This is a genomic window from Agrobacterium sp. DSM 25558 (assembly GCF_900100825.1).
GTDB lineage: Bacteria > Pseudomonadota > Alphaproteobacteria > Rhizobiales > Rhizobiaceae > Agrobacterium.
Genome location: NZ_FMUD01000021.1, coordinates 81,811 through 101,425, shown reverse-complemented (window position 1 = coordinate 101,425; position 19,615 = coordinate 81,811). Strand labels below are relative to the sequence as shown.

Annotated in this window: 10 protein-coding genes; 1 reads left to right on the top strand and 9 read right to left on the bottom strand. The window is 58.8% G+C overall.

All coding sequences use genetic code 11. The annotated features are described in order from the left end of the window. Nucleotides 1-199: 199 nt before the first annotated feature. From DSM25558_RS17830 to DSM25558_RS17790, 9 genes are all read right to left on the bottom strand, one after another. A complete protein-coding gene (locus DSM25558_RS17830) occupies nt 200-1,831 on the bottom strand; it encodes an alpha-D-glucose phosphate-specific phosphoglucomutase (RefSeq protein ID WP_077106027.1) in 1,632 nt (543 codons plus the stop codon). Further along, nucleotides 1,832-3,274, bottom strand: a complete 1,443-nt coding sequence (glgA, locus tag DSM25558_RS17825; RefSeq protein WP_077106026.1) for a glycogen synthase GlgA — start codon at nt 3,272-3,274, stop codon at nt 1,832-1,834. It lies immediately after the preceding gene. A gap of 5 nt (nt 3,275-3,279) precedes the next feature. Then, nucleotides 3,280-4,542 (bottom strand): glucose-1-phosphate adenylyltransferase, encoded by a 1,263-nt coding sequence (glgC, locus tag DSM25558_RS17820; protein WP_067650931.1) that lies wholly within the window; start codon nt 4,540-4,542, stop codon nt 3,280-3,282. Nucleotides 4,543-4,631: 89 nt separating this feature from the next. Continuing rightward, nucleotides 4,632-6,839 carry a 1,4-alpha-glucan branching protein GlgB gene (gene glgB / locus DSM25558_RS17815; protein WP_077106025.1) on the bottom strand — a complete coding sequence of 736 codons (2,208 nt, stop codon included), beginning with the start codon at nt 6,837-6,839 and terminating at the stop codon, nt 4,632-4,634. Next, the gene (locus DSM25558_RS17810; protein ID WP_077106024.1) at nt 6,839-9,301 is read right to left on the bottom strand and encodes a glycogen/starch/alpha-glucan phosphorylase; all 2,463 of its coding nucleotides are present in this window, start codon (nt 9,299-9,301) and stop codon (nt 6,839-6,841) included. The genes glgB and DSM25558_RS17810 overlap by 1 nt, the downstream gene beginning before the upstream one ends. A gap of 229 nt (nt 9,302-9,530) precedes the next feature. Continuing rightward, a complete protein-coding gene (locus DSM25558_RS17805) occupies nt 9,531-10,775 on the bottom strand; it encodes a vWA domain-containing protein (protein ID WP_143240151.1) in 1,245 nt (414 codons plus the stop codon). Between the two features lie 183 nt (nt 10,776-10,958). Then, a complete protein-coding gene (locus tag DSM25558_RS17800) occupies nt 10,959-11,846 on the bottom strand; it encodes a transglutaminase family protein (RefSeq protein WP_077106022.1) in 888 nt (295 codons plus the stop codon). Between the two features lie 3 nt (nt 11,847-11,849). Further along, nucleotides 11,850-14,258 (bottom strand): circularly permuted type 2 ATP-grasp protein, encoded by a 2,409-nt coding sequence (locus DSM25558_RS17795; RefSeq protein WP_371480155.1) that lies wholly within the window; start codon nt 14,256-14,258, stop codon nt 11,850-11,852. 1 nt (nt 14,259) lies between these two features. Then, nucleotides 14,260-17,592 (bottom strand): transglutaminase family protein, encoded by a 3,333-nt coding sequence (locus DSM25558_RS17790; protein ID WP_077106021.1) that lies wholly within the window; start codon nt 17,590-17,592, stop codon nt 14,260-14,262. Nucleotides 17,593-17,852: 260 nt separating this feature from the next. Between DSM25558_RS17790 and DSM25558_RS17785 the strand changes: the two genes are divergently transcribed. Further along, on the top strand, nt 17,853-19,613 hold the full coding sequence (locus DSM25558_RS17785) for an ABC transporter ATP-binding protein/permease (protein WP_077106020.1): 1,761 nt from the start codon (nt 17,853-17,855) through the stop codon (nt 19,611-19,613). The last annotated feature ends 2 nt before the right edge of the window (nt 19,614-19,615 follow it).

Below are 19,615 nucleotides of genomic sequence, written 5' to 3'. Positions count from 1 at the left end.
GGGTGGGGCTTACCCCCCTCTGTCCTGCCGGACATCTCCCCCTCAAGGGGGGAGATCGACTCGCAGCAACCTTCCGGCCATCAGTACTGTCGAGATTGAAGTAAAGTCAGCGCGCCCAGCTGATCTCCCCCCTTGAGGGGGAGATGCCCGGCAGGGCAGAGGGGGGGTAAGCCCCACCCACTGCCCTGAACTCAGACGATCACGTAATAACCGTCGGAGCATCACGCCCCGTATGCTTCTTGATGCCCGCAATCGCATCAGCGGCCGAAATCAGATCGGCCAAAGCCTCCTGCGTTTCAATATTATGGCGGGACGCATCGGCCTCGTAACGCTCGACGTAGAGGCGCAGCGTGGCACCCGATGTGCCGGTGCCCGACAGGCGGATGACGATGCGGGAGCCGCCTTCGAAGAGGATGCGGATGCCTTGGTTCTTGCTGACGGACTGGTCGACAGGGTCGTTATAGGCGAAATCGTCGGCGGCCTTGACCTTCAGTGCGCCGTAGCTGGTGCCGGGCAGTGTGGCGAGCTTTTCGCGCAGGATGGAGACCAGCGTGTTGGCGGCGTCGCTATCGACTTCTTCGTAGTCGTGGCGCGAATAGTAGTTGCGGCCATATTCGGCCCAGTGCTGGGTGACGATGTCCTTGACGCTTTCCTTGCGGGCGGCGACGATATTCAGCCAGAACAGCACGGCCCAGAGACCGTCTTTTTCGCGCACGTGGTTGGAGCCGGTGCCGAAGCTTTCTTCGCCGCAGACGGTGACTTTGCCAGCGTCCAGCAGGTTGCCGAAGAACTTCCAGCCCGTCGGTGTTTCATACATGCCGATGCCGAGCTTTTCCGCGACGCGGTCTGCCGCTGCACTTGTGGGCATGGAGCGGGCGATGCCGGAAATGCCGGAAGCATAACCGGGGGCAAGCTTCGCATTGGCGGCGATGATGGCGAGGCTGTCGGACGGGGTCACGAACATGCCTTTGCCGACCACCATGTTGCGGTCGCCGTCGCCATCGGACGCGGCACCGAAATCGGGACCGTCAGCGCTCATCACCGCATCGTACATGTCCTTGGCGTGGACGAGGTTCGGGTCCGGGTGGTGGCCGCCGAAATCTGGCAGGGGAACGGAATTCCAGACTGAACCGGCGGGCGCGCCGAGGCGCTTTTCGATGATTTCGACGGCGTAAGGGCCTGTAACGGCGCTCATGCTGTCGACCACCACCTTGAAGCCACCGGCAATCAGGTTGCGGATGGCAGCGAAATCGAACAGCTCTTCCATCAGCGCGGCGTAGTCGGCGACCGGATCGATCACTTCGACCGTCATGCCGTCAACATCCGCCGTTCCAATTGTGTCGAGGTCGACATCGGCGGCGTCGGAGATGCGGTAGGTTTCGATCGACTTGGTGCGGTCGAAAATCGCATCGGTGATCTTTTCCGGTGCAGGGCCGCCATTGCCAATATTGTATTTGATGCCGAAGTCTTCGTTGGGGCCGCCGGGATTGTGGCTGGCGGACAGAATGATGCCGCCGAAAGCCTTGTATTTGCGGATGATGTGGGATGCCGCGGGCGTGGATAGAATGCCGCCCTGACCGACCAGAACCTTGCCGAAACCGGCGGCTGCCGCCATCTTGATGGTCTTTTGAATGACATCGCGGTTGTAATAACGACCGTCGCCGCCGATCACCAGCGTTTGCCCGGCAAAGCCTTCCAGGCTGTCGAAAATCGACTGGATGAAGTTCTCGGCGTAGTTTTCCTGCGCAAAGACCGGCACCTTCTTGCGCAGACCGGATGTACCCGGCTTCTGGTCCTGAAATGGCTTGGTCTTGATCGTGTTGATCGTCATTTATTGGCCTTTCGAAATAAGTCGGGTGTAAAGTGCGGCGTAAAGGCCGGCGCTTTTCTCCCAGGAAACATCCGATTTCATGCCCTGCTTCTGCATCTGCGTCCACAGTTTCTGGTCGTGATAATAGCGCACGGTGCGGCGAATGGCTTGGCGCAAACCGTCTGCGGTAATGGAAGAGAATTGCACGCCCGTCGCCACTTTGGCAGCGATGGCCGCGTGGTTGGCATCGATGACGGTGTCGTTGAGACCGCCATTGCGCGCAACGATGGGAATGCAGCCGTATCGCAGGGCGTAAAGCTGCGTCAGGCCGCAGGGCTCGAAGCGGGATGGAACGATGATGGCATCACAGCCCGCCTGCATGAGGTGGGACAGTGGCTCGTTGTAACCGATGGCAACGCCCACCCGGCCCGGATGGCGTGAGGCGGCGGCCAGAAGCGCGCCTTCCAGCCCGATTTCACCGGCACCCAGCACGACAAGCCTGCCGCCCGCGGCGACGATATCGTCCACGACCTCTGCCACGAGGTCGATGCCCTTTTGCCACGTCAGACGGGAGATGACGCAAAAGAGAGGACCGCTATCCTGATCGATACGGTAGTGGCTGGCCACCCGCGCCTTGTTGAGAGTGCGCAGTTTGAGATTGGCCGCCGAGTAATTGTCGTGGATGAGATGGTCGGTCGCGGGGTTCCAGACATCGGCGTCGATGCCATTGACGATGCCATGCATGACATGGGCGCGGCTTCTGATAACGCCATCCAGACCCATGCCGAATTCCGGCGTCAGTATTTCCTCGGCATAGGACGGGCTGACCGTGCTGATGACGGTCGAGGTCTGGATGCCGCCCTTCAGGAAGCTGATATCGTTGTAATATTCGATGCTTTCGGTGTTGAAGGCATGGGCGGGCAGTCGCAACTCGCTGAAGATGTTTGCGCCGAACTGGCCTTGAAAAGCGATGTTGTGGATGGTGAGAATGCTGGGGATTTCCGGCGTTTCGGCATAGCGCATATAGACCGGGGCCATGGCGGCTTGCCAGTCATGCGCATGCATAAGGTCCGGTTGCCAGCCTTCCAACTTGCCTGCGGCAATTTCCGCCGCCGCAAGGGATAAGGCGGCGAAGCGCTTCCAGTTGTCGGCAAAGTCCTTGCCGGTGGAATCGAGATAGGGGCCAGCCGGGCGGTCATAATAAGCGGGGGCATCCAGAATGAGCAGGTCCAGCCCTTCGTGATGCGCCTCGAGAATATCGGCATGTTCGCCTAAGAGATCCGGCAGTTCGGCTATCTTTACCGCACCTTCGACCGCCGCTTTGACGGCGGGGTAACCGGGAATCAGCGTGCGGGTGGTGACCCCGCAGGCTTTAAGGGCGATGGGAAGCGCGCCGGCGACATCGGCGAGCCCCCCGGTCTTGATGAGGGGATAGACTTCGGACGCAACCGAAAGAACTTTCATGAGGCCTACAAATCCAGCTTGTCGATCATCGATTGGGTTATCAGGCAAATGCCGCTGTCTGTACGGCGGAAACGTTTTGCATCCAGGTCATGGTCTTCTCCAACAACAAGCCCTTCCGGAATGACGACGCCATGGTCGATCACGACATTGCTGAGCTGGGCGTGACGTCCGATCTTCACACTCGGCAGCACTACGGCATTCTCAAGGCGTGAGTATGAATTGGCTCTGACGCCGGTAAACAACAGGCTGCGATTGAGCGACGAGCCGGAGATGATGCAGTCACCCGCCACCACAGAAGAGGTGGCCGAACCCCGGCGATTCTCATCGTCATGCACGAATTTGGCAGGCGGCAGAATTTCCGCATAGGTCCATATCGGCCAGGACTTGTCGTAGATGTCGAGGTCCGGAACGATGTCGGTGAGGTCGATATTGGCCTGCCAATAGGCATCGATGGTGCCGACATCGCGCCAGTATGGACCGTTTTCGAAGTCGGAGCGCACGCAGGACGAGGCAAAACGGTGGGCCACGGCCTTACCATGCTGCACGATATGGGGAATGATGTCCTTGCCGAAATCGCGACTGGAATTGGGGTCGGCGGCATCGCGGCGCAGGCATTCCATCAGGAACTTCGTGTGGAATACGTAGATACCCATGGACGCCAGGGCGAAATCAGGATTGCCGGGAATACCCGGCGGATCGGCGGGCTTTTCGATGAAATCGATGATTTCATCCTTCTCGTTGACATGCATGACGCCGAAACCGACGGCTTCCATGCGCGGCACTTCAAGGCAGCCGATGGTCACATCCGCGCCGCTGTCCACATGCTGTTGCAACATGTATTCATAGTCCATCTTGTAGATGTGGTCGCCCGCCAGAATGACCATATATTCCGGGCCGTGGGACTCGATGATGTCGATGTTCTGGTAGACCGCGTCAGCAGTGCCTTCATACCATTGCGTTTCGGAAACACGCTGGGAGGCGGGCAGAATATCGAAACTTTCGTTGCGTTCCGGGCGGAAAAAGTCCCAGCCGCGCTGAAGGTGGCGGATGAGTGAGTGGGCCTTGTACTGTGTGGCGACGCCGATGCGGCGAATGCCGGAGTTCAACGCGTTGGACAGCGCGAAATCGATGATGCGCGCCTTGCCGCCGAAATAGACGGCGGGTTTTGCACGTCTGTCGGTCAGTTCCTTCAGGCGGCTGCCACGTCCACCGGCCAGAACATAGGCCATCGCATCGCGTGCCAGTGGCTGAATTCTTTTCTCACTCATAGCAATCCTCCCATAAAATTCCGTAGATTATCTTGACGACAAACACCGCAGTTCCCGAACACGGTGCCCAGATATTCAGTTCCATGCCGTCAGCTTTCCAGCTCCAGCATGATGACGGCCAGCGGCGGTAGGGTCAGGGTTGCGCCGATCTGGCCACCCGCATCCACGGCCTGTACGCGCCCGCCATTGCCCTTGCCGGTGCCGCCGTAAATCTCGGCATCGGTGTTGAGAACTTCGCGCCAGCGACCGGCAGTGGGCAGCGGCACGTAGAAATTCTCGCGGTAGACAGGCGTCAGATTGCTGATGACGGCCACCGGCTTTTCACCCGGTGCCAAGCGAAGCCATGCAAAAACGGAGTTTTCATGGTCGTCTGCAGAAAGCCACTGGAAGCCTTCCGGTTCACAGTCACGCGCATGCAGCGCTGCTTTCGAGCGGTACATGAAGTTGAGATCGCGCACGAGGCGGCGCATGCCCTCATGCATATGATATTGCAGCAGGTTCCAGTCGAGCGACGACTTTTCGCTCCACTCGCTCCATTGCGCGAATTCCTGGCCCATGAACAGCAGCTTCTTGCCGGGATAACCCCACATGAAGGCATAATAGGCGCGCAGATTGGCGAATTTTTGCCAGTCGTCGCCCGGCATCTTGGCAATCATCGAGCCCTTGCCGTGCACCACTTCATCATGGGAAATTGGCAGCACGAAGTTTTCGCTGAAGGCATAGAGCAGGCCGAAGCTGAGTTCCTGATGGTGGAACTTGCGATGCACCGGCTCGCGCTGGAAATAGCTCAGCGTATCGTGCATGAAGCCCATGTTCCACTTGAAGCCGAAGCCGAGACCACCCTCATGCACCGGCTGCGAGACCTTCGGCCAAGAGGTGGATTCCTCGGCAATTGTCATGACGCCGGGGTGGTTGCCGTAAATCAGCGTGTTCATCTGCTGAAGGAAACGCACGGATTCCAGGTTTTCGCGCCCGCCATATTCGTTGGGAACCCACTCGCCTTCCTTGCGGGAATAATCGAGATACAGCATGGACGCCACGGCATCGACGCGCAGGCCATCGAGATGGAATTTTTCGGCCCAATAGAGCGCGTTGTTAATGAGGTAGGACATGACCTCGACGCGACCGAAATTGTAGATCGCGGTGTTCCAGTCGGGGTGAAAGCCCTGACGTGGATCGGCATGCTCATAAAGCGCGGTGCCATCAAACCATTTCAGGCCGTGTTCGTCGGTTGGGAAGTGGGCGGGAACCCAATCCAGGAGAACGCCGATGCCGACCTTGTGTGCACCGTTGACGAAGCGGGCAAAGCCTTCCGGCTCTCCAAAACGGGCGGTGGGCGCGTAGAGGCCGGTGGTCTGATATCCCCAGGATGGATCATAGGGATGTTCGGAAATGGGCATGAATTCAATATGGGTAAAGCCCATGTCGGCGCAGTAAGGGATGAGCCGTGCGGCCAGTTCATCCCATGTCAGGAACTCGCCGCTCTCATTGTGTTGCCACGAGGAGGCGTGCACTTCGTAGATGCTGATCGGCTGGCGACGCTGATCGATGCTGGCCCAATGCTTGCGGTGCGCGTCATCGCTCCATTCCTGCACGAGTTCCGGCGTGGTGACGGAGGCGTTTTTGGGACGCAGCTCGGCGCGGCGGGCATAAGGGTCGGCTTTCAGCGGCAGCAATTCGCCATGCGGACCGATGATTTCGAACTTGTAGCTGCAACCGGAATAGACATCCGGCGCAAAGATTTCCCAGATGCCGGTGTCCTTGCGGAAGCGCATGACATGACGGCGGCCATCCCAGTTGTTGAAATCACCAACAACCGATACGCGCCGGGCATTGGGTGCCCAGACGGCGAAATGGAAGCCTTCGACGCCTTCGAGCTTCAGCGGATGTGCGCCCATCTTGTCGAACAGGCGCAGGTGCGAGCCTTCACGCACGAGGTAATCATCCATCGGGCCGAGTACCGGGCCGAAGCTGTAGGGGTCGGTGACGGCCCATTCCGCATCGTCGCGCAGCGCGCGGTAGCGGATCGGCTGTCGTTTGGAAAGCTGGATCGGGCCTTCGAAGAAGCCGTCGGCATCGGTGCGGGCTAGTTCACCCGCAACGTTGCCGTCCAATGTCATGACGGTGACTTCTTCCGCACCGGGAATGAAGCACCGGGCCACAAAGCCGTCCGGCGTCTGGTGGACGCCCAGGACGGCAAAGGGGTTGGAATGCAAACCGCTCTTGATTGCCTCGATCTCAGCCTTAGCGATGGTGCCAGTCTTTTTCTCTTCGGCAGAATTGAGCGGTTTCTTCATCAGGCTCTCCAGATTTCGGACGCGTATTGCCGGATCGTCCTGTCGGACGAGAACCAGCCCATGCGCGCCGTATTGCGTACGGTTTTTTCGTACCAGCTTGCCGGTTCGCTCCAGATGGCATCGACGTCACGCTGTGCTTGCGCGTAGGCGTCGAAATCTGCAGCGACCATGAACCAGTCGGTGTTGTAGATGCCGTCCATCAACTCGGCGAAACGCGAGCGGTCATCGGGCGAAAACACGCCCGATGCGATGGACGAAACGGCTTGTGACAACTCGGCAGAGTTCTCGATGATGGCACGCGGATTGTGCCCTTCGGCACGAGCCTGTGCCACTTCGGCGGCGGTCTTGCCGAAAATGACGATGTTATCAGCACCGACATGTTCCAGCATTTCGACATTCGCACCATCGAGCGTGCCGATGGTCAGCGCGCCGTTCAGGCCGAATTTCATGTTGCCGGTACCGGATGCTTCCATGCCAGCCGTTGAAATCTGCTCCGACAAATCGGCTGCCGGAACCATGATTTCTGCCAGCGACACGTTGTAATTGGGAATGAAAACCACTTTCAGAAGCCCGCGCACTGCCGGATCGTTGTTGATGACGCGCGCGATATCATTGGCGAGCTTTATGATGAGCTTTGCATTGTGATAACTCGGCGCTGCTTTGCCAGCAAAGAACTTAACGCGTGGCACCCAATCCAGTTCCGGGCGCGAACGGATTTGATCATAAAGAGCAACGGCTTCGACGAGGTTCAAGAGCTGGCGTTTGTATTCGTGGATGCGCTTGATCTGGATGTCGAACATGGCAGACGGATCGACGCGGATGCCCATGCGTTGCGCAACCAGATTGGCAAGCCGCACCTTGTTCTGACGCTTGATTTCGGCGAATTTCTCGCGGAAGCCAGCATCTTCGGCAAAGCGATCGAGGGCCACCAGCTTTTCCGCATCGTCCAGAAACGCATCGCCGATGGATTCGCGGATGAGGTCTGTCAGGCCGGGGTTGCACTGCATCAGCCAGCGGCGGGGTGTGATGCCGTTGGTCTTGTTGTTGATGCGGTCAGGATAGAGCGTGTGAAGATCGGAAAACACGGTTTCCTTCATCAGCTCGGTGTGAAGTGCCGATACGCCGTTGATGGAGTGCGAACCGATAAAGGCGAGATTGCCCATGCGCACCCGGCGCTCGCCGCCTTCTTCGATCAGCGAGATGGAGCGCACCTGCTGGTCGAGCATCTTCTTTTCCTTGCGGGCAAAAAGAAGCGTCTGGGCATTGATCGCGTAGATGATCTGCATGTGGCGCGGCAGCAGCCGCTCCAGCAGCGGTACCGGCCAGCTTTCCAGCGCTTCGGGCAGAAGCGTGTGGTTGGTGTAGGAGAAGGTATGGCGCGTAATGTGCCAGGCGTCTTCGAAGGTCAGGCCGTGGACGTCGCCCAGCAGACGCATCATTTCGGCAATGGAAATGGCCGGATGCGTGTCGTTCAGCTGGATTGACACCTTGTCCGCAAGGTTGGTGAAGTCAGGATATTGCTGCAAATGGCGGCGCAGAATGTCCTGAAGCGAAGCGGAGGAGAAGAAATATTCCTGGCGAAGACGCAGTTCCTGGCCCGCCGGATTGGCGTCGGCGGGGTAGAGAACGCGGGTCAGCGCTTCGGCCTTGTTGCTTTCCCTGAGAGCACCGATGTGATCACCGGCGTTGAAGGCGTCGAGCAGGATCGGGTCGATCGGCTGTGCCGACCACAGGCGCAACGTGTTGACGCGGGTGCCGCGCCAGCCGACAACGGGTGTGTCGAAGGCGGTGGCGATCATGCGCTCGGCTGGTTTCCAGACGAAACGCTCCGGGTCTTCATATCCACCGACGGTTTCAACCGAACCGCCAAAGCCGATTTCATAGGAACTTTCACGACGCTCGAATTCCCAAGGGTTGCCATGCGCAAGCCAGGTCTCGGGCAGTTCCACCTGCCAGCCTTCGGCCATCTGCTGGCGGAAAAGACCGTGGACGTAGCGAATGCCGTAGCCATAGGCTGGAATATCGACGGTTGCCATGGATTCCATGAAGCAAGCGGCGAGGCGGCCAAGACCACCATTGCCCAGCGCTGCATCCGGCTCCAGGCCGGCGATCACGTCGAACTCGACACCCAGCGAGGTCAGCGCATCCTTGATCTCACCCATCAGGCCAAGATTGGAGATGGCATCGCGCATCAGGCGGCCAATCAGGAACTCCAGCGACAGATAATAAACGCGCTTGCTGTCGTTCTGGTACGCCTTGCGGGTGGATTCCATCCACTTGTCGATGACGCGGTCTCTGATGACCAGAATGGTGGCCGTCAGCCAGTCATGCGGCTTGGCAACCTTCACGTCCTTACCAATGCGGTAGGTCAGTCGCTCGATAATTTCGGAGGCGAGAACTTCTGGTTCCGAGCTACGCGGGGCGGGACGAGGAAGATCGTTGGTAACGAGTTTATTGATCATTGGTCGGTCAGCACCTAGTTGGGAGGAGAGTGTCTGATTCTATCGATCCGGCATGCCAGTTATAACGGCAATTTATGCACCGATATCGAGCTGTGGCAACAGTCGTTTTGTCGGAAACGTGAATGACTTTAGAGTGTTACGACATGCTTATGCATGTTGTATGAAAACAACGAAAAAACCACGAAAACCGGGGGTGGTTTTCGTGGTCTATCAAATGGCGGTTAAGGATTCAGTTCGTCAGGCGGCTGATGTTTCCGGATGCTTTTCTGGCAATGTCGCCGAAAGCTTCAACGATTTCTTCCATATTTTCCGGCGCGTAATAGTTGTCGATGCTGGTGGCGCAGGCTTGGAGAAGGGCTTTGCCCTTGTCCGGTGCCATGAAGGCGATGGTAAAAATCTTTATGTCGTCGGCCTTGGCCTTTGTGCATGTTGCACGAACCTGCGTGTCGATGGTGGAGCTCCAGCTTGAGCTGGAACCGGTCATTTCACCATCCGTCATCAGCACGATGTAGCGATTATAGAACTTGTTGTCCTGCTTACCCTGCTCGATACCTTCTTTGGTCGTCATGATATTCGTGTTGTTGCTTTTGAGTGCGTCATAGGCGGTATTCAGCGCAATGTTGGCATTCGTGCCGCCTTCAGGATATTGCGGAATGGCCTGCACATAGGCGTTTGTCTTCTTCGTGCCCCACTCAAATCCCTGTGCTGCAAAACTTGCATCGTTATATGCAACGGCTGCAGTGCGGACCAGCTTGGATTCCGGCGATCCGCCCAGCTGATAGGTGGGGTCGGCTTTGTTGAGTGTGTCGACAAGGTAGCTCACGGCAGTTTTAAGGGACGTGCTTTTGTTGACGTAGCAGGGGTTTGACGTAACCTTTGATTGGCTTTGGCCCCAGTTGCTGGAGGTGTAGTTCGGGCATGAATATTTGCTTTTGTCGACGGTATCTGTCCTGAACGACATCGAGCCGGAACGGTCCAGTACCAGATACATGGACATGGGAGCGCCCTTGTTGAAGCTGCTCTCTGACGTGCTTGTGGCGCTCAGCGTCAGCGTTTTTGCCCAGATCATGCCCAGCAACGGGTTGAGTGGCATCTGATAGCTGACCGTCGTGGCGATCTTGAAGCTCGTTCCTTTGGTGGTTTCTGTCCGTTTTGCGACGCTGTTGATATTGGACTCGAGTGCTTTTTTCTCCAGCTCGGTCAAACCCTGCGCAAAAGACTGTCCACCAAGAAAGGATGCGACTCCGCCCTTGAGCTCTTCGTCGCTCAACTTGCCTTCGGATTCGCGGAATTTCGTTGCGGCGGCCAGAGTTGCAGCATCGGCTGAATTCTGCAAATCGGATTTGACCTGCATGGCTCTGGTGAACTCGAGGCCTCCACCGGCAACACCCATCAGCAGCGGCAATGCTACCGCTGTCATCATCGCGAAATTGCCCTGTCTGTCAGCCAGCAGTGCGCGCATGTTTTTTACCATTCCGGCCCCGTTGAACATCATGTCCACCTGTTGGATTGTTGTATGGAATCAGCACTACCGCGGGGCGATGTAGATTTTCCTAACGTAACGTGAGCAAATTTATCGAGTGCTGGAAACGAGACAGAATCCTGTCGTGAAACGAGGCTGTGTGCCGTTGTCAGACGCCGTTCGTGCCGTTTTGGGTCAGGCTGAGGTTTTGACGGGGATGACGTCTACGGCTTGCGTGGTCTGCTGGTTGCCGTAGCTTTTCAGGACGCCGATGACGGGGGCGATGTCTGAATAGTCACGCCCATAACCGACCACGATGTGGTCGTTGCCTGCGACGATGTCGTTGGTGGGGTCCAGCTCGATATAGCCTGTCGCTTCACCACACCAGACGCGCACCCAGGCGTGCATGGCGTCTGCCCCCTCCAGCCGTTCCTTGCCAGCCGGCGGAATGGTGCGCAGGAAACCGCTGACATAGCCTGCGGGAATGCCGAGGCTGCGTAGCGCCGAGATCATGATGTGCGAAAAATCCTGGCAGACGCCGCGTTTCAGCTTGAAGGCTTCCGCTGGCGTCGTATCGACCGTCGTCGCCTCGCCATCATATTTGAAGTCCTTGTAGATGCGTTTGCACAGCGCTAGCGCAATTTCGCGGATCGTCATGCCCGGCTTGATGGTTTCGCGGGCGTAAGCGGCAATGGCGGTGTTTTCACCGATGCGGGGGCTGATGCCGGCCAGATGGTGAGGGGATTGCGGATCAAGCGACCAGACGGTGGCGAGATCCCGTGGCAATCTTGAAAGTTCCGGCGAAAAATCTGCCGTCAGCGAGGTGCTTTCTACCGACACACGGGCCTGCATACGGATATCCAGCTTGTCATGTGATGCCCGCAGAAAGACCGATGTGGCGCTTTGCTGGAAGAAATCGTTAAAAACCGTGCGCTCTTCCGGCGACGGAGAGACACTGAGCGAACCGGCGATCAGTCTTTGTCTGCCCGGGATAGATAGCGGCATGACACGGATGATGTGGCGTGCGCCTGACGCCAGCGTATCGTAGATATAGCCCATGTGCAGCGTCAGATCGTAGAGCATTGCTTATCCGAGATATGTCTGGGCAAGAAGGTCCGAGAGGTGTTCGAGATCCTGCTCCAGCTGCCGGAAGACGGCGGGTGACAGGTTCTCAGGCGTCATGACGGCTAGGCCGGAATGGACCCGCATCACTTCGCGGTAGAACGGTGACATCTGGCCGTTGACGAAGGCATTGGGCAGTTGCTCGACCTCGGTGCGGATTTCGTTGAGCTGGAACAGAATGGAGCGCGGGTTGAGCGGATCGAGACCCAGCAGGTCCATCACCGTCAGCGCTGCCGTGTTGACGTTGTAGCGGCGGCGATGGGTCATGACGCTATCGCCAATTTCCAGCAGCATGTCGTAGGAACCGTCAGGCGCATCCGGGCCGCTCATATGCCCGAGAAGGCGGGTCAGGTGCAGGCCGCGTTCCAGATAACGACCGATGGACAGGAAGCGCCAGCCGGTGAAACGGTACATGTTTTCATGCACCAGACCGGCAAAGCCAGCGAGCTTGCGCAACAGCACCGTCATGGCATGGGTGGCATCATCACCAGCGGCCACCTTGCTCTGGAAGCGGCGGGCGGTTTTGGCGAGGTCGTTCAGCGCCAGCCAGCCATCCGGCGAGAAACGGTCTCTGATATTGCTGGCGGAATAGATCGCGCTGTTGAGATTGGCGATCAGGCTTGCCGGAACGGATTCCTCGACGTCGATATCGACGGTTTCAAGGTATTCGGTGACGTGGGCCAGCAGCGGCTGCTTCGGATCGGCGGATTCGGCAAAACGGGCGTGCCATGCGCGCAGGATGCGCAGCGCCCCTTCGGACCGCTCGATGTAACGGCCCAGCCAGAACAGATTGTCGGCAGCGCGGCTCGGCAGGCTGCCGGGCATGTTGCGGATGAAGTTTTCTTCCGCTGGCAGAAGCGTGGTGCGCTCCACCGGCTTGTCGGAGACGATCCAGACATCGGCAGCGCTGCCGCCTGCCTGCATGGCAATGGCCGCCGTATCATTGCTGCGGCCGATGCGGGCGAAGCCACCGGGCATGACCTGCCAGCCATCCTGCGTGCGGGCGGCAAAGACGCGCAAGCTCATGGGACGCGGCACCAACTTGCCATCAACATAAGCAGGGGTGGTGGACAGCGTGACGACTTCCTGACCGACCAACTTGTGGCCATCGCTCGCCAGCCAATCACCGATGGAATCTTTCGCCGTTTCGCGCAGCGACGAGCCAAGCACCGACTGGCCGTTATCGTCAAAGAAGGGCAGGCGCGAATAGGCGGGGCCGATGACCATGCGCTCGATGTTGCGCGCCACGTGTTCGCGCTCAGACGGCTGGCCGCACCACCATGTGGCGATGGACGGCATTGCCAAATCTTCGCCCAGCAGATGGCGGCAGATGGCGGGCATAAAGGCAAGCAGCGCGCGGGTTTCCAGAATGCCTGAGCCCAGCGCATTGACCATGCTGAGCGAGCCGGAGCGCAGGGCCTGCACCATGCCGGGCGTGCCGATATGGGAGTTCTGGTCCAGCTCCAGCGGGTCGGTATAGGAGGCATCGAGACGTCGCCACAACACGCCGATGGGCTTCAATCCCGCCACCGTGCGGACCATGACGCGGTTGTTGACGACGGTCAGGTCTTCCCCTTCCAGCAACATGAAGCCGAGATAGCGGGCGATATAAGCGTGTTCGAAATAGGTCTCGCTAGCGGGGCCGGGCGTCAGAACAGCGATGCGGTCATCCGGGTGCTGGCGGTGGGATTGCAACGTATCGCGAAACGCGCCGAAGAAGGAGGCAAGGCGGTGGACGTGGGATTCGGCGTAGATATCGGAAAAGGCGCGGGTGGTGGCCACGCGGTTTTCCAGCGCAAAACCGGCACCCGATGGTGCCTGCGTGCGGTCCGCCAGCACCCACCAGTGACCGTCAGGGCCGCGACCGATTTCGAACGAACAGAAATGCAAATAGTGGCCATCCGCCGGTTTGACGCCCACGAGCGGACGCAAATATTCCGGGTTAGAGGCGAGCAGCGACGGCGGCACATAGCCCTGTTGCACCAGCCGGTTTTCGCCGTAGAAATCGGCAACGATGCTTTCCAACAGATTGGCGCGCTGAATGAGCCCGTGGGAGACCGCTTCCCATTCCTTGTCGTCGATCAGGACGGGGATATGGGAAATCGGCCAGTTGCGTTCGGTGTTTCCCTGCGCGCTGTAATCGCGGTAAAACACGCCGGCGTCGCGCAGGTAACGGTCGGTGCGGGAAAAGCGCTCGTGCAATTCGCGCTCTTCCATGCGGGAAAGCGCGTTGACGAAAGGCTGCCAGACAGGGCGGATGCGACCGTTGATATCCAGCATTTCATCGGCAATTCCGGGCATGGAACGATAATCCAGCATGGAGGCCATGCCGGGTTTATCATTTGTCCGTTCCACTGCCGGTGCCTTTGCCAAGTCACACTCCCTGCGGGCGTCTCAAATCAAGCGTCAGCGGAAACTCCGGCGACGCAGCTTCCGGCCACAGAGTATACTGACCGGCGGTATGTCCCCAGGGCTCGAAACGGGCAAGCCTTCTGGCTTCCGCTTCGTTTCCGTTGATGGGGAACGTCTCATAGGTGCGACCGCCCGGATGGGCAACATGGTAGATGCAGCCGCCGATCGATCGATTCGACCATGTATCATATATATCGAAGGTTAGCGGTGTGTTGACCGGTAGGGCCGGGTGCAGACCCTGCGAGGGCTGCCATGCCTTGAAGCGCACACCGGCGACCGAGACGCCGGAGTTTTCCGTCTGTTTCATTGGCACGGCGCGGCCGTTGCAGGCCACGGTGTAACGGGAAGGGTTGGAGGTTTCCAGCCGCACCTGCAAACGCTCGACCGAACTATCCACATAACGCACGGTGCCGCCAATGGCACCCTGTTCGCCCATGACGTGCCATGGCTCCAGCGCCTGACGAAGCTCCAGCTTCGAGCCCTCATATTCGACCTCTCCGAAGAAGGGGAAGCGGAATTCCAGCTGGGCGGCAAACCATTCCGGCTTCACGTCGAAGCCGTTTTCCTTCAGGTCTGCGAGAACATCGAGGAAATCGGCCCAGATGTAATGCGGCAGCATGAAACGGTCGGCCAGCGCCGTTCCCCATCGCACGAAACGGCCACCCGATGGGTTCTTCCAGAAGCGGGCGATGATGGCGCGCACCAGCAATTGCTGGGCCAGCGACATGCGGGCATTCGGTGGCATTTCGAATCCACGGAACTCAACCAGACCGAGACGACCAGTTGGGCCATCCGGCGAAAACAGCTTGTCGATGCAGATTTCGGAGCGGTGGGTGTTGCCGGTGACATCCGTCAGCAAATTGCGGAACAGACGGTCCACCAGCCATGGCAGCGGCGGTGCTTCGCCGTTGCCCGGCATAGGCACCTGCGCCATGGCGATTTCCAGCTCGTACATGCTGTCATGACGGGCTTCATCGATGCGCGGTGCCTGGCTTGTCGGGCCGATGAACAGCCCGGAGAAGAGATAGGACAGCGAGGGATGGCGCTGCCAGTGCAGCACGAGGCTTTTCAACAGATCGGGACGGCGCAGGAACGGGCTGTCATTGGGGTTGGCACCGCCCACCACCACATGGTTGCCGCCGCCGGTGCCGGTGTGGCGACCGTCGATCATGAATTTATCCGCACCCAGCCGTGTCTGACGGGCATCCTCGTACACGGCGGTGGTGATATCGACGCAATCCTTCCAACTGGCCGCCGGGTGGATGTTGACTTCGATGACACCAGGGTCGGGCGCGACGCGGATGACGTTCATACGCTCGTCATGCGGCGGGGTATAGCCCTCGATGTGGACGGGAAGGCCGAGATCGGTCGCGGCTTTTTCAGCGGCTGCGACGAGATCGAGATAGTCCTCGATCTCTTCCACCGGCGGCATGAAGACGCAGAGACGTCCATCGCGCGCTTCCACTGACAAAGCGGTGCGGACTTCGCCGTTGATATCGCTGATCGATTGCTCGATGCGCTCCTGCGTAGCGCCTTCCGAAGCCTGAAACGAAGCTTCCGGCAGGACGCGTTCGGTCGGTGCCACGGCATCCGGCAGAGGGCCGCGGGTTACCGATGGATCGGCCGGATGGATATAGGGGAATTTCGATGGCGGCACGTGGGGCAGGGTGCCGAGCGGAATGCGGTAGCCGACCGGGCTATCGCCGGGCACGAGGAAGATGCGGCCGCGCCGGGTCTTCCACTTCTCGCTCATCCAGCGCTTTTCGGATGTCGCTTTCGCATTCCAGGCCTGTACCGGCAGAATGTAGCCAGTCGGCGTCGTCAGGCCGCGCTCGAACACGCGGGCGATGCGGTTGCGCTCTTCCGGGTCCTTCAGCTGGGAATTCGACGGATCGACATTGTCAGGCAGGTTGCCTTCCTTGATCAGCCATTCCGCCGGATCTTCGTAAGCGGGCAGCACCAGTTCCGGCGCGATGCCGATATTGGTGGCGATGTTGGTCAGAAGCTTTTCCGCATCTTCCGAGGTCACGCCGGTATCGGCACCTTCGCGGGCGACCAGATCAGGATTGTGCCAGACCGACTGACCGTCCTTGCGCCAATAGAGCGAAAACGTCCAGCGCGGCAGGCTTTCGCCGGGGTACCACTTGCCCTGGCCGTAATGCAGGAAACCGTTGGGAGCGAAGCGCTCTCGCAATTTGCGGATCAGCACATCGGCCTTTTCGCGTTTCGTCGGACCGACGGCATCGGTGTTCCATTCGCCTGATTCGAAATCGTCGATGGAGACGAAAGTCGGCTCGCCGCCCATGGTGAGGCGCACATCCTGCTGCGCCAGAACCTTGTCCACCTCTTCGCCCAGAGCATTCAGGCGATCCCAGCTTTCGTCGGAAAACGGCTTGGTGATGCGGGGATGCTCGGCCACGCGGGTTACCTTCATATCGAAGGCGAATTCGGTGTTGGCCTCGCCGTAATAACCGCCGGAAATGGGGGCGGCATTGCTGAAATGCGGGGTTGCGGCCAGCGGCACATGGCTTTCGCCCGTCAGAAGGCCGGATGTCGGATCAAGCCCCACCCAGCCTGCACCGGGAAGATAGACTTCCGCCCAGGCGTGCAGATCAGTGAAGTCCACCTCTGTTCCGGAGGGGCCGTCCAGAGCCTTGAGATCGGGCGTCAGCTGAATGAGATAACCGGAGACGAAGCGTGCGGCGAAGCCGAGATGGCGCAGGATTTGCACCAGCAGCCAGCTCGTGTCGCGGCATGAGCCTCTGGCGGTGCCGAGCGTTTCCTCCGGCGTCTGCACACCGGTTTCCATGCGGATGACATAGCCGATTTCGCTTTGCAGGCGGGCATTGAGACCGACGACCATATCGACTGTCGGCTGTCCCGACGTCCAGTCGAGGGTTTTCAGGTAGTTTTCCAGAAGTGGGCCAGTCGGTTCCGGCGTCTGGTAGATCGAGAGGTCTGCCTTCAGCGTTTCGGGATATTCGAAAGGCCAATAGGTGGCGCTTTCCTCCACGAAAAAGTCGAAGGGGTTATAGACTGTCATATCCGCGACGAGATCGACCTCGATGCGGAATTCCGTGACCGGATCGGGGAAGACATAGCGGGCCAGAAAGTTGCCGTAGGGGTCCTGCTGCAAATTCACGAAGTGATTGGCAGGCGTGACTTTCAGGGAATGGCTGATGACATGGGTACGGGAGTGCGGCGCAGGCTTCAATCGTATGATCTGAGGTCCGAGTCGGATCGGGTTGTCATATTTATAATGCGTCAGATGATAGATGCTTGCTTTGATTGACATACTTGCCCTTGCCCGGTTTTTCCGGTTTGCGCGCGGATCATGCCGCCCCTCTTTAATTGCTGCGACTTTGTGCAATGCACGCAAAGAAAGCAAGGAACATTTGACGCCCTTGGCGCATTGCTGCGCGATGTCCTTTTTCGGCCTTGTGTCGGAAGTAGACAAGCCTTCGCGTCATGCTATTGCTGTCACGACATGCAACTATGTTCGACGCCTGTAAAAAGTCCCGAAATCTGAAATATCATGGAAATGGCAAGGTACTGATGGCGCAAGGTAATCTGTCCACCGAGGCCGTCGGCCACCCGTCCTTCGATTTGAATTTCAAATCGCAATTGGCGATGATGGGCAATGCCTTCTGGACATCCAGAGTGCGCGGCAAGCTCATTCTTCTGATGTGCGCGCTTCTGACCATCATTCTCGTCACCGCTTATGGCCAGGTCAAACTGAACGAGTGGAATGCGCCGTTTTACAATGCGCTGGAGCGACGCGATCTCAATGCATTTCTGCACCAACTGGAAGTCTTTGCGGTGATCGCGGGGACGCTTCTGCTGCTCAACGTCTTCCAGACGTGGCTGAACCAGATGACGGCGCTGAACATGCGCGAAGGCTTGGCGAAGGACATGGTCGACCAGTGGTTCAAGCCCGGTCGTGCCGCAAGGCTTGCTGGTTTCGGGGCTATCGCCATCAACCCTGATCAGCGTCTGCACGACGATGTGCGCAATCTGGCGGAAAGCAGCACGGCGCTGGCCATCGGCCTCGTCAATGCCACCATTCTGCTGATCAGCTTCATCGGCGTTTTATGGGGTCTGTCTGAAGGTTTCGCTATCGAGATCAGCGGGAAGATGGTGACGATACCCGGTTACATGGTCTGGGCAGCGTTGATTTACGCGGGTTCCGCCTCGCTGCTTTCCAACCTCGTCGGCTACCGCCTGGTGCCGCTCAATGCCGAGCGCTACTCGAAAGAAGCAGAGCTTCGCTTCTCGCTGATGCGGGCCAGTGAAAATCTGACAGCGATCACGCTGGCGCGTGGGGAAAAGAACGAGCGGCACCGCATCGGCGAGGACATCAATGCCGTGCTGGGTGTCATCAAAGGCCTTGCCATGGCGCTGACGCACCTGACATGGGTTTCCTCAGGTTATGGCTGGCTGGCCATCGTCGCCCCGATTCTGATTGCAGCACCGGTGTATTTTTCCGGGCATCTGAGCTTCGGTGGGCTGATGATGGCGGTTGGTGCGTTCAATCAGGTGAACGTCGCCCTGCGCTGGTACATCGACAATTTCGGCCCCATCGCCGCCTGGAAAGCGACCTTGCAGCGCGTTTCGGTGTTTCGCAATGCGTTGATCCAGATGGACAGCGTGGAGCAGCATGGCAATGCCATCGAGATCGAAAGGGTCACCTCAGGGCCGATCCGGTGGACATCGGTTGAAATCTCCCCGGAGGCGGGCGGGCAGGATATGTCACGCGTCTTCCGCCTGCGGGAAGCGCCTGTCGAGATCGAGGTCGGGGACCGGTTGATGGTCAATGGCGATCAGGGCGTCAACCGACGCCTGTTCTTCGCAGCGATTGCAGGCCTATGGCCATGGGGGCGCGGCAACATGATCATGCCACCGCGCGAGGAAACCCTGTTCATTGCCCAGCACGGCTATCTGCCAGCGGCACCGTTGCGTGAAATCCTCTGCTATCCGCGCAGCCCGCAGAAATTTCAGGAACAGGACTTTCTGGATGCCATGGAGCAGTGCGGTCTTGGCCACATCATTCCACGGATGGACGAGAATATTCGCTGGGACAAGAAGCTCGATTCCGATGAGCAGGCCTGTGCGCGCGTTGCCAATGCCGTGCTGTTGAAGCCGCGCTGGCTGTTCATCGATGATCTTCTCGAAGGTTTGGAGACCGAAACAATCGACAGGCTGGCGGCGGTTCTGGCGGGAATGACGGATACGGCGATTGTCTATATCGGCCGGTCCGAAACCATTCTTCAGGTCCTGTCACCCAAACTGCTGCATCTGGATCTGGTCAAGGCGTAACG